Origin of the sequence: Sorangium sp. So ce590 (assembly GCF_051521365.1) — a bacterium.
GTDB lineage: Bacteria > Myxococcota_A > Polyangia > Polyangiales > Polyangiaceae > Sorangium.
The window spans coordinates 3,757,461-3,772,164 of record NZ_CP150346.1 but is presented as its reverse complement, the minus strand read 5'-3'; the positions used below and the strand labels follow the sequence as shown (position 1 = coordinate 3,772,164).

At 74.1% G+C, this 14,704-nt stretch carries 9 protein-coding genes; 3 read left to right on the top strand and 6 right to left on the bottom strand.

What is annotated here, in order from left to right; genetic code table 11:
* Positions 1 to 93: 93 nt before the first annotated feature.
* The 3 genes from WMF28_RS14285 to WMF28_RS14275 form a co-directional block, all read right to left on the bottom strand.
* Positions 94 to 1,899, bottom strand: a complete 1,806-nt coding sequence (locus WMF28_RS14285) for a L,D-transpeptidase (protein ID WP_437602770.1) — start codon at positions 1,897 to 1,899, stop codon at positions 94 to 96.
* Positions 1,900 to 2,098: 199 nt separating this feature from the next.
* Positions 2,099 to 3,463: a DUF1552 domain-containing protein gene (locus WMF28_RS14280; RefSeq protein WP_437602769.1), complete on the bottom strand. Its 1,365-nt coding sequence runs from the start codon at positions 3,461 to 3,463 to the stop codon at positions 2,099 to 2,101.
* Complete coding sequence (locus tag WMF28_RS14275; protein WP_437602768.1) at positions 3,460 to 5,085, bottom strand: DUF1592 domain-containing protein; 1,626 nt, start codon at positions 5,083 to 5,085, stop codon at positions 3,460 to 3,462. Before WMF28_RS14275 ends, WMF28_RS14280 begins: the two co-directional genes overlap by 4 nt.
* A 354-nt stretch (positions 5,086 to 5,439) precedes the next feature.
* Here WMF28_RS14275 and WMF28_RS14270 point away from each other — a divergent pair, with 354 nt between their 5' ends.
* The 3 genes from WMF28_RS14270 to WMF28_RS14260 all read left to right on the top strand — a co-directional run bounded on the left by WMF28_RS14270 (position 5,440) and on the right by WMF28_RS14260 (position 10,003).
* The gene (locus WMF28_RS14270; RefSeq protein WP_437602767.1) at positions 5,440 to 6,822 is read left to right on the top strand and encodes a hypothetical protein; all 1,383 of its coding nucleotides are present in this window, start codon (positions 5,440 to 5,442) and stop codon (positions 6,820 to 6,822) included.
* A gap of 14 nt (positions 6,823 to 6,836) precedes the next feature.
* The gene (locus WMF28_RS14265) at positions 6,837 to 7,451 is read left to right on the top strand and encodes a hypothetical protein (RefSeq protein ID WP_437602766.1); all 615 of its coding nucleotides are present in this window, start codon (positions 6,837 to 6,839) and stop codon (positions 7,449 to 7,451) included.
* 107 nt (positions 7,452 to 7,558) lie between these two features.
* The gene (locus WMF28_RS14260; RefSeq protein ID WP_437602765.1) at positions 7,559 to 10,003 is read left to right on the top strand and encodes a hypothetical protein; all 2,445 of its coding nucleotides are present in this window, start codon (positions 7,559 to 7,561) and stop codon (positions 10,001 to 10,003) included.
* Between the two features lie 154 nt (positions 10,004 to 10,157).
* Here the strand turns inward: WMF28_RS14260 and WMF28_RS14255 are convergent, their stop codons facing one another.
* The 3 genes from WMF28_RS14255 to WMF28_RS14245 form a co-directional block, all read right to left on the bottom strand.
* On the bottom strand, positions 10,158 to 11,828 hold the full coding sequence (locus WMF28_RS14255) for a hypothetical protein (RefSeq protein WP_437602764.1): 1,671 nt from the start codon (positions 11,826 to 11,828) through the stop codon (positions 10,158 to 10,160).
* A 128-nt stretch (positions 11,829 to 11,956) separates the two neighbouring features.
* Positions 11,957 to 12,865, bottom strand: coding sequence for a hypothetical protein (locus WMF28_RS14250; protein ID WP_437602763.1), 909 nt, complete (start codon positions 12,863 to 12,865; stop codon positions 11,957 to 11,959).
* Complete coding sequence (locus tag WMF28_RS14245; RefSeq protein ID WP_437602762.1) at positions 12,862 to 14,400, bottom strand: hypothetical protein; 1,539 nt, start codon at positions 14,398 to 14,400, stop codon at positions 12,862 to 12,864. Before WMF28_RS14245 ends, WMF28_RS14250 begins: the two co-directional genes overlap by 4 nt.
* Between the last annotated feature and the right edge of the window lie 304 nt (positions 14,401 to 14,704).

Genomic DNA, 14,704 nt, shown 5'->3' with positions numbered 1-14,704 from the left:
GCCCAGATCGGCGTTTTCGGCGCGGAGGCGTACTTCTGTACGCCGAGCACCGAAAACGTCGAGATGGGCCCGTATCCGAAGCGGGTGACCGCCTCACTCATGGATGATGATGGTGGTACCCTCGCCCAGCTCTTCGCCTGTGTTGATGGCGTGCCACCCCGGCGGCACGGGGGGCTCGGTCCACAGGAACACCCGGTGGGCGTCGACGGGCGACAGGTTGATGCAGCCGTGGCTGCGCGGCGTGCCGAAGACGTCGTGCCAGTATGCGGCGTGGAGCGCGTAGCCGCTCGCGAAGTACTGGATGTACGGCACGTCCTTGAGGGCGTAGGTCCCCTCGCCGCGGCGCCGCGTGACGCCGTACTCCCCGTCGCCCTTGCGGGGGGCCGCCTTCTGGCCCGCCTCGGGCTTCGCCGCCGCGCTCGCGCCCGGCTTCTTCGACGAGCGCTCCTTCGACGAGCCGCCCTTGTCCGGCTTCGCGCCGCGCGACGCGGAGGGCGCGTCGGCGGTCGTGTCCGCGCGGCCGCCGACGCTCGACGACTCGTTCGAGTCCATCGTCGCCGTGATGTGCTTGTTGCGCATCCGGAAGGTGCCGCGCACCGTGGCGGTCGTGGTCTTGGGGTCGGCCACCCCCGCCTGGCCTGTCGAGACCAGCGTGGCGTAGATGGGGCGCTTGCCCTCCCAGAGCACGAGCGTCTGGTGCGTGATCGAGACCTCGATCCACTTCTCGCCCTTCTCGGCGACCTGGGGCCACACGGACGGGGCGACCGCGAGCCCGACGTCCAGCTGGCTCACGTACCGCTGATCCTTCGTGCGGTAGTACTTCACCCCTTCGATCCGGCGCATCCGCCCGGTCAGCGGGACGACGTCGCGGAACGGGAGCTCCTTGCCCGGCGTGGCCTTGTCCCCCTGGATCTGGACGTCGCGAGCGTTCCGCGCCCGGACGAACGCGAGCGGCAGCGTGAGCTGCTCGTTCAGCTCGACGCCGTGCCAGGGAGAGCCCGTGTCGGGCTTGATCTTCGTGGCGGGCGCGAGCCGGAGATCGGTCGTGATCGCGAACCGCCGGTTCAGCGACTCCGGTCCGGTCGGGAACGACCCGATCAGCGACAGGCCGGTGAAGCGCCGCGCGCGATCGGCGAAGACCGCGTAGTCCGGCACCTTGAAGTCGCTGATGTTGCGGATGAGGCGCTTGCCGCCCTCCAGCCAGAACGGGATCGGGTCGCTGTCCCCCTCCGCGCCGAGCAGGGCGCCCTCGCCGAGCTCGAGCGAGTTCTTCCCGAGGCCGAGCTCGCCGATCCGCTTGCCTGGCAGCGGCACGCCGCGCGCGTCGATCGCCACGTCGTTCGCGCCGAGGATGACCCGCTGCACGGTCGCCTTGTTCTCCTCGAACCACGAGAGGTGCTCGTCGAGCTTGAACTCGGATTTGCGCTGCTCTTCGGCGGTGGGCACGCGCAGGTAGAGCGGCAGCACGGCGCGGACGAAGGCGTACCGGTACGGGAGCGCGGCCCTCAGGTTCGGCCCGGGGCCGGCGGCCTTCAGGAGGGGGTCGTCGAGATCGAGCGTCGCGTCCTGGCCGACGCAGAGGAAGCCGCTGGGCTCGATCGCGTACCAGCCGCCCGGGCAGCCGGCGGTGCCGGCGGGCTCGGCGGCGCGGGGCACCCTGGAGCCGACGCGCAGGTAGCCGAGCTTCTTCGACGTGTCGCGTGGCTCCTTGTAGACGGTCGCCACGAAGCCGGTGATCCCGAGCAGCGGCTTGTCGCTCGGCGGCCACGCCGTCACCGCGGGCGCCGGCTCCCCCGCGGCGGCCGTGAGCGCCGCGGCGGCCGCCTCCGCGCCCGCGTCGTCGGCCACGGCGTCCGCCGGCGCGTCCGCGGGCTTCTTGCACGCGCCCGCCCCGCACACCGCCCCCGTGAGCGCCGCGGCGCGCGCGAGACGAGCGAGACGAGCGAGACGAGCGAGACGAGCGAGACGAAGAACGAGGCGCGCCGCGCGCATCGACCGCGACGCACAGCGAGGCTTCCCGGAAGACAGCAGGCCGCCCATGCGGGCCTACTTGCCAAAAACGGGGCGCGACGAAAAGCCCAAAACACCCGCCCGGCGCTCAGGCCAGGAGGCCCGGCAGCGGACCCGTGCAGTACGCGGGGTTGCCGAACGTCGACACGTCCACGCCCATCGCGTTGCACAGCGTCACGAGCAGATTGTTGTGGGGGTCGCCTTCGTAGCGCAGGTACCTCCCGGTCCGGAGCGCCCCGCCGGCGCCGCCGGCGATCACGTACGGCATGTCGCGCCGCGCGTGGCTCTGCCCCTGCGCGATGTCGGTGCACCAGAGGACGAGCGTGTTGTCGAGGAGCGTGCCCGTGCCCTCCTGGACCGCGTCGAGCTTCCCGAGGAGGTACGCGAGCTGCTCCGCTTGCCAGCGCCCGATGTCGATGAGCTGCCGCTGCTTGTCCGCGTCGCCCAGGCTCGAGTGCGAGAGCGCGTGGTGCGTGTCCGACTGGCCCAGCCAGGTGAACACCTTCCCGGCCTGCGTCGCGCTCCACTGGATGGACGCGACCCGCGTGAGATCGCAGGCGAGCGCCATCGCGAGCTGGTCGGCCTGCAGCCTCCCGATCGCAGGGAAGTCGTCGTTCGCGTAGACGTCGAGCGGCTCGCCCAGCTCCGGCAGCGCGCACGCGCCGCCGAGGAGCCCCGGCGCGTCGAGGCGCTTCTCGATCTCGCTCACCGCGTCGAGGTGCTGCTCCAGCTTCTGTCGATCCTCGCCGCCCAGCGTCCTCGCGAGGGAGCCGTAGTCCTCCATGACGCTGCCGAGCACCCGGCGGCGCAGGGCGCGCCGCCGCTCGAGGTCCGCCGGGTCGGCGCTGAGATCCAGGAAGAGCCGGTCGAACGCCGCGCGCGGGTCGTCCTCGGGCGGGACCGGCTGGCCCGGGCCGAGGTACGAGACGCGCGACGAGACGTTGGCGTACTGGACCTGGACGCCGAGCTCGAGCGACGAGAGCTTCGTGCGCTCGCCGAGCTTCGCGGCGAGGAACTGGTCGACCGAGATGCCGCCGCCCCAGCCGACGCGCGCGGCCGGATCGCAGGCGTACGGGAAGAGCGTCCCCTCCTGGAGCTCCGTGCCGGTGAGGGCCTGTCCGATGCCCTGCTGGTGGGAGTCGCCCGGCCCGTGGTGGGCGGACTCCATGTCGATGCCCTCGATGACGAGCAGCTTGTCCCGGTAGGGCGAGAGCGGGGCGAGGATCTCACCGAGCTCGAACGACGTCTCGGTCCCGATCGGCTGCCAGGCGTTCTTGACCGTGCCGAGGCCCGTGAAGAAGACGACGAACCGCTTCGGGAAATCGACGGCGCTCGCCGAGCCGGCCATCGCGTCGAGGAAGGGCAGCGCGAGGGCGAGCCCTCCGGCCCCGCGCAGGAAGGTGCGTCGGTCGAGGCGCCTCCTCGACGCGCGATGCCGCGCGGCGCCGCTCACGGCTCACCCCACGCGCCCGGCCCCCTGCGGCGGTAGCGGAACGCGTCCGTCTGGGTCAGCGCCACGAGCAGCGCCTTGATGCTGTACCCGCCCTCGGCGAACGCCTCCTGGATCTGGTTCATGCTGCACTCGTCCTCCGCCTGCTCGGCGCGGCCATGGCCGAAGCGGAACCACTGCGTCGCGACGCACTGGCGCACCTCGTCGCTCTCGGCGAGGCGGTGCGCGAGCTCCACCGCCCCGTCGAAGGGTCCATCCGTGCCGCGGCTCCCGGCGATCTCGCCGCTCGCGTCGACCTGGACGCCCTCGTCGACCTCGCGGTAGAGGCCGATCCCGTCGTAGCGCTCGAACCCGAAGCCGATCGGATCCATGAGCCGGTGGCAGCTCGAGCAGCTCGGGTCCTCCGCGTGGCGCTCGAACCGCCTGCGGGTCGGGATCCCGCCCCGCACCTCGGGTGGCTGGATGTCGATGTCGGGCGGCGGAGGCGGCAAGGTCTGACAGAGCAGCCGCTCGCGGACGAACTTGCCGCGGTGAACGGGCGAGGACTGGTTCGGCTTCGCGAGCACCGAGAGCAGGCTCGCGTGGGTGAGGAAGCCGGCGCGCTGCGCCGGATCGAGCGGCACGATCGCGAGCTCGCCCGGCGCCCCGGCGCCGCCCGCCGGGGCCGGGAGCCCGTAGAACGCGCGGAGCTCGGCGTTCATCAGCGAGTAAGGCGCCGTCAGCAGGGTCGCCACGTCGCCGGCCGCGTCCTCGAACACGACGTGCTCGAGGAACGCCTCGGTCTCCGCCCGGAAGAGCGCCGGGAGCCCGGCGTGGAAGCCCGGGTAGACCGCCGTGTCCTTGGTGAGGGTGTCGATGTTCGACAGCTGCAGCCATTGCGCATGGAAGTTCGCGACCGCGGCGCGGGCGCGCGGCTCCTCGAGCAGGCGGCGGGCGTGCGCGGCGATCTGCTCGGCGGTGCGGAGCTCGCCCGCGTCGGCCGCGACGAACAGCGCGTCATCGGGCATCGAGCCCCAGAGCAGGTACGAGAGCCGCGAGGCGATCTCGTGATCGGAGAGCGGCACCACGCCGTCCCCTACCGGGTCCGGCATGCCGAGCTCGACACGGTAGAGGAAGTGCGGCGACTGGAGCATCCCCTGGATCACGAGCTCGACGCCGGTCGAGAAGCCGTGCTCGTCGTTCCCCCAGGCGAAGAGCCGCGCGAACCGCTCGCCTTCCAGCGGCGCGAGGGGCCGGCGGAACGCGCGCTTGCCGAAACGCGCGATGAGCTCGTCGGCGCACACCTCGGGCCCTTGCACCGCCGGGTCGCACCCCTCGAGGAGCCTCTCGAGATCCCGGACGGCGCGCTCCGCGATCTTCTCGGAGGCCTTCATGAGCTGCTCGCCGAGGAGCGCGGTGACGCCGAGCGCCGCCGCCTGGTTGTTGAACCCGAGCGCCTCCTCCTCGATCACGAAGGCGTCGGCCGGCGCGCTGTCATCGCCGAGGAGATCCCGGATCGTGTTATTGTACTCGAAGCGCGTCATCCGACGGAGCGGCGAGGCGCCCGGCCGGATCTCCGCGCAGCGCGTAGGCTCGTCCGCCGTTCCGGCGACGGGCCTGCCGGAGCAGGCGGCTGCCGCCGTCACGACGATCGTCGCGGGCCCCAGCCAGCCACCGGGGCCGCGCTTCGCGCGGGGATGCCGTCCTCTTGACCGATCCATCTGCCCCCTGCCTGGGACGCGCTGGTTTGCGTCGCGTTGCGTTGCGGCGCCGCGCATCGTGCGACGACTTTTCTTACTCCATTGAAGCCAGTCGCGAAAGCCGGGCCGCGACGCGGCGAGCCTTCGGAATCCGGTTGTAGCGGAGTCTCCTACCGACACTGCGTGTCGCTCGAAAGAATGCTGAGCCCCTCGAAAGACGCTGGATTCTGTCATGACATCGCCTGTAGGCTCGCGCGCGTGCAAGCTTCAGTTGACGCCGCAACCTTCCCCCAAAGGCCCGTGCGCAAGCGCACCCGGTTCACCACGCTGTCTCTCTCTTTGAGCCTCTGCGGGAGGATCCTCCTCGGGCTCTCCGCCGCGACCGTAGCCACGTTCGCGGGTTCGCCCGTCGTGCTCGCCGCCCCCAAGGCGTCGACGTCGATCGCGGTTCACATCGAGGGGCCCAACGCGGATGCCATCCGCGACGACATTCTCTCCTTCGTTCCGGAGACGCTGGAGGTCGTCGAGCCCGCCGCGTTCTCGAAGTCGCTGAAGGGCGCCGGCCAGACCAAGCCCGTCGGGGACGCCCTGGTGAGCAAGGCCCAGCGGAAGAAGGCCCTCGACCGCATTCGCAAGGCAGGCAAGGCCGCGAAGGTCGAGGGGGTGATCTACGGCGTCTCGCGGACGAACAAGAAGAAGAAGAAAGAGGTCCACCTCGTCTACGTGGACCAGAACGCCGGCGACCTCGAGGTGGACAGCGCGGTGCCGCTGGGCGGCTCGAGGGACGAGCGCAAGAGGGCGCTGGAAGATCTGCTCGGCCCGACGCTGGCGCAGATCGCGCCCCCGCCCGCCGTCGAGGAGGACAAGAAGGACGACGGCGACGGCGGCGAGGGCGGCGACGGCGACGGCGACGGCGAGAAGAAGGCAGACGAGGACGAGAAGGACGACGGGGGCGCGAAGCGCACGCGCAACGACGTCCGCTCGGCGCTCTTCTCGGTCGAGCTCGGCCTCGAGTTCGTCGGCCGCTGGTTCGACTACTCCGATCCCCTCTCGCAGAACCTCCGGCCCTACGGCGTCTTCGGTCAGCCGGCGCTGTCGCTCTCCGGAGAGCTGTACCCGCTCGCGGGGACGGACATCTCGGTGCTCAAGGGCCTCGGGATCACCGCCGGGTACGCGCAGGCGCTCGGCCTCAACTCGGCGGTGGGCGACGGCGACCCGATCAGCACGACCTACCAGCGCATCAACCTCGGGCTGCGGCAGCGGCTGTCGATCGGCGAGTCGTCGGTGCTCGGGATCTCGGCCGGGCTCCGGTTCCTGACCTTCGAGATCGACGCGCAGGGGGCGCTCGCCAACACGGTTCCGAACGTCTCCTACACGATCTTCCGGGTCGGCCTCGACGCGCGCGTGCCGGTCGGCCCGGTCGCGCTGGCCCTGGGCGCCGATTACCTGATGCCGCTCTCGTCCGGCCCGGTCTACGACCGGTTCACCGGGGCAAGCGTGCAGGGCATCGGCGCGACGGCCGGGGTCCTCATCCCCGTCGCGACAGGGATCGAGGCGCGGCTGCTCCTCGAGTACGCCCGGTTCTTCTCGTCGTTCCAGCCCGAGCTCACCGACGCCTACGCCGCGGGCGGGGCCACCGACCAGTACCTTGGAATCCGGCTCGCCGGGGCTTACATCCACTGAGAGTGAGGTAGTACGTGACGTTCATCGCTTCCTTTCACGGGCGCGCCGCGCTCGCAGCTGCCGCGCTGATGAGCGGCGCCGCGCTGCTCGCCAGCTGCGCGGGGACCCTCGACGACGACTTCAAGGACGAGTACGCCGCCGGCGGCGACGGGGCCGGCGCCGGCGATGGCCAGGGCACCGGCGAGGCCGCTGCGACGACCGGCGCGACCAGCGGCGGCGGCGGCGCCACAAGCGCCACCACCGCGACCACCGGCGGCGAGGCGGCGGCCACCACCGCGACCACCGGCGGCGAGGCGGCGGCCACCACCGCGACCACCGGCGGCGGGCCGGATTGCGGCGACGTTCCGGCGCTGATCGTCGGCACGTGCGGCGGCACAAACTGCCACAACGCGACCACGAGGGCCTCGGGCCTCGCCCTGACGGCGGGGTTCGAGACGATGCTCAAGAACCAGCCGTCCGGGTCGTGCGGCGGCTCGGTGCTCGTGCCGGGTCAGCCGGACATGAGCTCGATCTACACGAAGATCACGGCCGCCAATAAATGCGGTAACCGGATGCCGTTGAACCAAGCGGCGCTCATGGAAGAGCAGATCGCGTGCGTGCGCGACTGGATCATGACGCTCCAACCGTGAGGAGCTGAGGGAGCGGAACGCCGCGGGCGGCGGCGCGGGCGGTGCGTCGCTCCATCGACGTGCCCGCCTCGTTGGCGCCCCCTCGGCCAGACGCTACGCTCGCCGCAATGCTGCGCCGGCGCTCGTTCTGGATCGCCGCGGCGGCCGTCGCCTACACGGCCTTCGCCGCGCTCCGGGCGTCCGGCGGCCACGGGCCCGCGTGGCTCGCCCTGCTCGGGCTGCCGGCGCTGCTCGCGCTCGGCTTCCGGTGGGTCGAGCGGCCGCCGCGCGGCGAGGACCGGATCGAGCCGGCCGCCCGCAGCGCCGCCGCCGTCTGCCTCACCGGCGCCGCGATGCTCGCCGCCGCGCGGAGCGGCCCCACCGGGCTCGCGCTGATCGCGCTCGGCAACCTCGGCGCCGCGGCCGCGGCGATGGCCGCCCTGGTCGGGCTCGCGCGCATCGCGGGCCTCGGCGGCCTGCTCGAGCCGCCGCCCAGCACGCGGCGCCTCGACGCCGCGGCGTTCGCCTCGCTCTTCTGGACCGTCGCGGTCGCCCTGCCCGCCGTCTCGGCGATGGCGCCCGAGCGCGCGGCGGACCTCGATCCGCTGCTCGTGCCCTACGCGACGTCCGCGGCGTCGCTCGGCTCGCTCACGGTGATGCTCGTGGCGATCGCGCGCGTCCGCATCGCGCGGCGGATCGAGCTCGGCGTCGCCGACCGGGTCGAGGCCGCGCTGCTGCTCTCGGCGACCGCGCTGGCTGTCGGCCTCGCGGCGGCCTTCGTCGGCGTCGCGCCGCCCGAGTCGATCCTGCCCGTCACGAGCGCCGTCGCGGCGGTCTGCGTCGCGTTCTGCACGGTGGCCGCGGACGCCGCGCAGGTCTCGCGCGCGCTCCGTCGCACGCTCGCGATCGCGACGCTCGCGACCCCGCCGGCGCTCCTCGCGGTCTACGCGGTGCACGAGGCGCCGCGCGGCGATCTCGGGCTCCGCGGCGCGCCGCCGTCCTCCGTCGGCGTCGCCGTGTTCGGCGCGTGCGCGCTCTGCGCCCTCGCGGGGCTCGCCGCGCCGGCGCTCGCGCGCCGGTTCGCGCCGGAGGGGGCGCGCTGGCTCGGCGCCTTCGACGCCGCGACGCGCGCGGCCATGAACCCGGAGCCGGAGGCGGCGCTGGAGACGGCGCTCGCCGCCCTGCGCGACGCGTCCGACGCGGGCACCGCCGGGCAGGCTCCGCCGGCGCTGTACCTGCTCTCGCCGCCCGAGCGGGTGACCGTCGATCGCGCGGGTTACGCGCACACCGCGCCTGCGGAGGTGCCGCCGCGCCTCATCGAGCTCGCTCAGATCGAGCCGGAGCGCGTCCTGCGCGTCGAGGCGGCCGAGGCGGTCGAGGTCCGGCGTCCGGAGGTGCGCCCGCTGCTCGCCTGGCTTGCCGAGCGCGACATCGGCGTGGTCGCCCTGGTGAACGACGCGGAGGGGCCCATCGGGGCGCTCGCGATCCCGCGGGGCCGGCGCGCGTCGCCGATGACGCTGGAGGAGGTGAGCGGCCTGCGCGCGGTCGCCGACCGGCTCGGCGCGGTGATCGCTGTGTCGGCGATGCTGTCGGGGTCGCGCGGCCGTGAGGTCGCCGCCCGCCGCGAGGCCGAGGCGCGCGCGGGCGAAGTGAGGCGGCTCACGCGCGCCGTGACGCAGGGCGCGGGGCGGTTCCGCGCGATCGCGGCGCTGCTCGCGCGGCCGGCGCGGGCCGCGGCCTACAGCCCCGCTGCGCGCGCGGCGATCGAGCAGCTGGAGCGGCTCGGCGCGGCGGGCGGCCCGGTCACGCTGCTGACGGCGCCCGGGATCGACGCGGTGGCGTGGGGCGCCGTCGTCCACCTGTCGTCGGCGCGGGCGGGCGGCCCGCTGGCGATCGTCGACGGCGCGGCGCCTGTCCCCGAGGGGTTCGCGCAGGCGTTCGCGCAGGCGCGGGGCGCCTCCTCGGAGCGCGCGGGCGGCGCCGGGTCCTCGGGCTCCGAGGAGACGCCGCCCGCGCTCGCCCTGTGGCGCGATCCGGACAGCTCGCCGATCGAGGCGGCGAAGGGGGGGACGCTGCTCGTCCTCGACGCCCAGGCGTTGCCGGCCGAGGTGCAGAGCTACCTCGGCGCGGCGCTGCCGGACGACGTGAAGCTCGTCGTGGCGGTGCCTCAGACGGTCGACGCGCTGGTGGCGACCGGCCAGATGAGCGAGCGGCTCGCCGACCGGCTCGGCGACCGGGCGGTCGCGCTGCCCTCGCTGTCGTCGCGCGGCGAGGACCTCCGGGCGCTCTCGCTGGACCACCTCGCGCGCATCGGCGTCCGGCTGCGGGGCCGGCCGTTCGGCCTCGATCTGCGCGCGCTGCAGGCCGTGCTCGACCATCCGTGGCCCGGCAACGACGCCGAGATGGGCGCCGTCCTCCTCCGCGCGGCGCTCGTGGCCAAGGGCGACGTGATCGGCGAGAAGGAGCTCGCGGCGATCGGGTTCGCGCCGCAGCCCGAGCCGTCCACCCACGGCGACGGCGCCCGGAGCGAGCCGCGGCGCGCCCGGCGGCGGCGCGCGGAGAAGGCGGGATAGCCGAGCGGCTGGTGGTCGCGGTCCGCGTGGGGGGACGCCCGCCGGCGTGCAGCGCCGCGTGGGGGGACGCCCGCCGGCGTGCAGCGCCGCGTGGGGGGACGCCCGCCGGCGTGCAGCGCCGCGTGGGGGGACGCCCGCCGGCGTGCGGCGCCGCTCAATAGAAGCGGTAACCGAGGCCCACCGGCGCGGCGATCACGAAGCCGTCGAGCCCCTTGATGAACGTCGGCCAGGCGCTCAGCAGGAGCGCCCCCGACGTCCAGCTCGAGCTCGGCAGATCCGCGAGCACGAGCGACACCTCGACGCTGCCGCCGAACGCGAGCGTCTCGACGAGCGCGGTCTCGGGGAGGCTGCCCTCGCGCGCGGTCACGTCGACCTCGCTCCGGCCGTAGTTGAGGTCGACGAACTCGGAGGGGATCTCCCCCTTCACGCCGGTGACCTTCGCTTCCTGCCCCACCATGCCGACGAGCCCCGTGAGGCCGAGCCAGAGACGCCCGAAGCGCATCGAGGCGGACGGGCCGCCGACGAGCAGGTAGCCGCCGCCGAACCGGTAGCCGCCGAGCGCCCGGGCGCCGAGGTGCAGCTGCTCGGAGAGCGCGACCCCGACGAAGGCCTGACCACCGGCGAACGGCCCGAATGCCGGGTCGAAGCTGGCGTGGCAGACGTCGTCGTTGCAGGGCGCGATGAGCTCCCCCTCCGGGATGTTGTAGCTGTACGAATAGGCGCTCAGATCGCCGAAGCTGCCGGAGTCCATCAGCCCGACCAGCGGGCCGCCGGCCGCGCCGACCTCGAGCACGAAGCTCCCGGAATGTCCCGGCGAGGGGCCCTGGGTCGACTCCGGCGCCTCGGCCGAGGGAGGCGCCTCGGGCTGCGCGGACGCCTCCGGGTCCGCAGCGGCCTGCTCCGGCGCCGCCGCGCCCTTCCCTGCCCCGGCCGCCGCGCCCTTCCCTGCCCCGGCCGCCGCGCCCTTCCCTGCCCCGGCCGCCGCGCCCTTCCCTGCCCCGGCCGCCGCGCCCTTCCCGGTCCCCGCGGTGCCCTTTCCTGGCCCCGGCGCTGGCGCGCCCTTCCCTGGCCCGGCCGCGCCCTTCTCCGGCGCCGCGGCCGCCGGCGCTGCCGCCTCCCTCGCGGGCGCCGCCTCCGCCTGCGCGGGCTCTGGCGCCGCCGAGCCGTCCTTGGCCAGCGCCGGAACCGCCACGGCCTTCCGTTCGCCCCGCTTGATCGAGACCGAGCCCTCCCACGTCTTTCTGCCGGGGGCGCTCGCGCTCACCTTGTGCGCACCGGGGTCGATCGGCCGGGCCTGGCCCCAGATCGAGCTGTCGAGCGGCGCCCCATCGAGCGTCACCTCGAGCCCCTCGACGGCGGCAGGCCGCGACACATTCACCGTGAGCCGCGGGAGCCGCGGCTCGAGCCTCGCTCCCCGCGCCTTGGCGTCGGCCTCGAGGCGCTTGTTGCCCTCCTTGCGGGCCGCGGCGCCGAGATCGATGTACTCGGACCAGGCGGTCGCGAGCTTGCCCTGCTTCTCGTGGCAGGTGGCGAGCGCGAGGAGCGTGGCCGATCGCGGGCTCAGCCGGTAGCTCTCCTCGATCTTGGGGCACGCCTCCGCGAGCTTGCCCTTCTTCATCAGCGCCTTGCCCTCGTCGAGCAGCGCCGCCGCCTGGGCGAACGCGACGCCCGGGCTCACCGCCAGCGCCAGCGCCAGCGCAGCACCGGCGATGCGTGCCCACGGGCGCCGCGCGCGCCCGACCGCCTCCCGGAAGAGGCCGCGGCGGAAGGAGCGCCAGGGAAAAGAAAGCCGGTTCTCGGAGGGCTCAGCGTCTTGCCGGTTCAAACGGATCGTCGCTCCAGGCGAGGCTCGTGAAGAGGGGGCCCGAGCGTATCACGCCCCGGTCGAACCGATCAAAACCGCGCGGCGCGCGATGGAGGCGCGCGGCGACGGAGGCGCGCGGCGGACGCGGCTCACGCGGCCCCGGAGCGCTCGTCGAGCAGCTTGATCCCGGCGGCGACCTCGCTCGCGAACGACTCGGCGATCGCCAGGGCCTGACCGAACCGCGGCGGGACCTCCCTGGCGGCGCGGGCGAGCGCCGCGACGGCGAGGTCGTGGGGCTGGCGCAGGAGGACGCGGTACGCGAGGCTCCGGCCAGGGGGGGTCGCGACGATCGCGAGCGTCGAGGACGACCACGCGAACGGCGGGCTCTTCCGGGTGGCGGTCGCGAGATCCGTGAGCGGCGTGCGCGTCATCCAGAGGGCGACCGCGTCGGTGAAGTCCGGCGGGGCGAGCCCCGGGATGTCATGGCCCATGTCGGCCAGGCCGACGCGGCGGGTCTCGACCTCGACGTTGCGCAGCTGCCGCCACCGGAGCAGCCGCGCGGGCGGGCGCTGGCCGCGAAAGCTCGCGCGGCCCGTCCACCAGGCGACGAGCGCGTCCGTGCGAAAACAGTCGAGCACGCGCGCGAACGTCGCGTGCCGCGAGAGCGCTGTCGCGACGTCCGCCGGCGCGGGCACGAGCTCGCAGAGATCGCGCACGCTCGCGAGCAGGCGGGGGTAGCGGCTCCGCGTCAGGACGCCGGCGAGCTCGTGGTTCGTGAGCTGGAGCAGATCGTTCAGCGCGGCCAGCAGCGCCCAGTCGGCGGAGGTGAGCTCCGGGAGCACGTCGACCGGAGCGACGAGGCGGGCGACGCGGACGCGTACCAGATCGACGCGCGAGCCGAGGTCGCGATCGAGCGCCGGCGCGCCGTCGCCGACGAGGAGCGCGAGCCGGACGCCGAAGGGGCGCACCGGATGGAGAGGGCCGCCGAGGACGAGCGGGGCGAGCACGTTCGCCTGGAGCTCGGAGAGGCGCTCGGCGATCGCTTCGGGCTCCGTCATTGAGGTGTCCGACCGGTGCCCGGCGGGAGCGCCCTCGGCTCGGCGCTCCCGTCGGGCGGGGCGAGGTCGCGCAGAGGCCGGATGCCGACGCCGCCGAGGACGACCTCGGGCAGCTCGGTCGCCAGCGCGGCCGTGAGGCCCGCGGACCGCGCGGCCACCGGCGACCACTGCTGCGCCTCGAGGAGCGCCGTCTCCAGGGAGACGAACGCCTCCTCGGGCACGCCGATCGCCCGACCGTCGCGCCCGATGAACAGCGCCTGCCCGGCGGGGGCGCCCATCGCGCGGAACAGCACGCTGGGCGCGACCGCGGGGACCGCGTCGTAGCCGGCGGGGATGTAGAGGCCCGGGTGGACCTCCCGGAAGAACTCGCCGACCGGGATCCCCTCGATGCCGGTCGGGTGACGGAGAAAGGCGCCGGCGGCGGTGAAGGCGATGCGGGCGCGGCGCAGGGTCTCGGGGCCGAGCGCGTAGGCGACGTGCCGCAACAGCTGCATCTCCTCCGGCCGGATCCACGAGGCGGTGACCGTCCGCCACGGCTCGGAGCTCGGGACGAGGCGGAGCGACAGCACCACCGACGCCGGGCGCAGGGCGTCGCCCTCCGGCGTCGCCCGCGCCACCGCGGGCTCGCGGCTGAGCTCGACCCGGGCGAACGCCGAGACGTCCCCCATCGCCGGCAGCTTCGCGATCTCCAGCGCCTCGCGGCCCTTGCCGCGGAAGAGCACGAGGCCCGCCTCGCTGAACACCGGGCAGGCGCGGAGGTTGACCGGATGCCGGAACCCGACCTCCACCGCGGCGCCCGGCGCGACCGGGACGAAGTACCCGAGGCCCGGCGTGCTCGTGAGCAGCGGGACCATCCGGCCGGGGATGGCCGGTACACGGAAGAGGTACCGGAGGACCGGGGCGTCGTCGAAGCTCGACTCCGGCGGCCACTCGCACAGGCCCACCTCGGCCTCGACGCTGCTCCGGGACAGGTAGCGGATCAGCGCAGGGCCGAGCCCCGACTCCGCGAGGAGCCAGCGGGGCCCAGGCTCGCGTCCGGCGGCCGGATCGAGGTGCGGCTCGAGCCGGAGCAGCAGCCCGCGCACGTCGAGGCGCCGCTCGACCTCGTAGGTCTGCGAAAAGGCGTTGTGGTAGAGCGAGAGCGCCGCGTCGCTGGGCAGGATCTGCGGGATGTCGTACCCGAACGGCGCGGCGGCGTCGCGGTACTGGACGAAGTGCCGGCTCGTCCCGGTGAAGCAGTAGCCGCCGGCGAGCCGCGCGATCTCGGCGACGCGGTCGAGCCGGTCGCTGCTCTCCGCGGCGAACACGAGGGTGACCTCCCGGGCGCCCAGCTTCGATCGCACGATCTCGACGACGAGCGAGCGGATGATGTCGCCGAGCGAGCCCTGCCGCGTGTAGAGCGCCAGGAAGGCGACGAGCCGATCGATCGACGGCAGGAGGACGAGCCCCTTGGCCCCGAGCGCGACGCCCTTGGCATCCAGCCCGAGGCCGGGCGTGCGCAGCCGGGTCTGGTGAACGGCGACGCGATCGAGCATCGATTGGCTCCCGACGTTAGCGCAGAGCCGCAGACCGTAAGAAGCGCATTCGGATCCGTCAAGCGCGGCGCGGCGCGGCGACGCGAGAGCGCGACGCGGCGAACGGCTCGGGCGGTCGCGTACGGCGCACGGCGCGGCCGCGGAACCGCGCGCAGCGCGACCGCGACGCTGGAACTACCATGGACGACAGCGTAGTCTCCTTGGCCAATGCGCCTTGTCGGAACACCGCAGGCCCACCCGCCCCGGCGCCATGAGATCGCCTCCCCGCCGCGCCGGGCGCCCCCGGCGCCCATCCCACGCATCA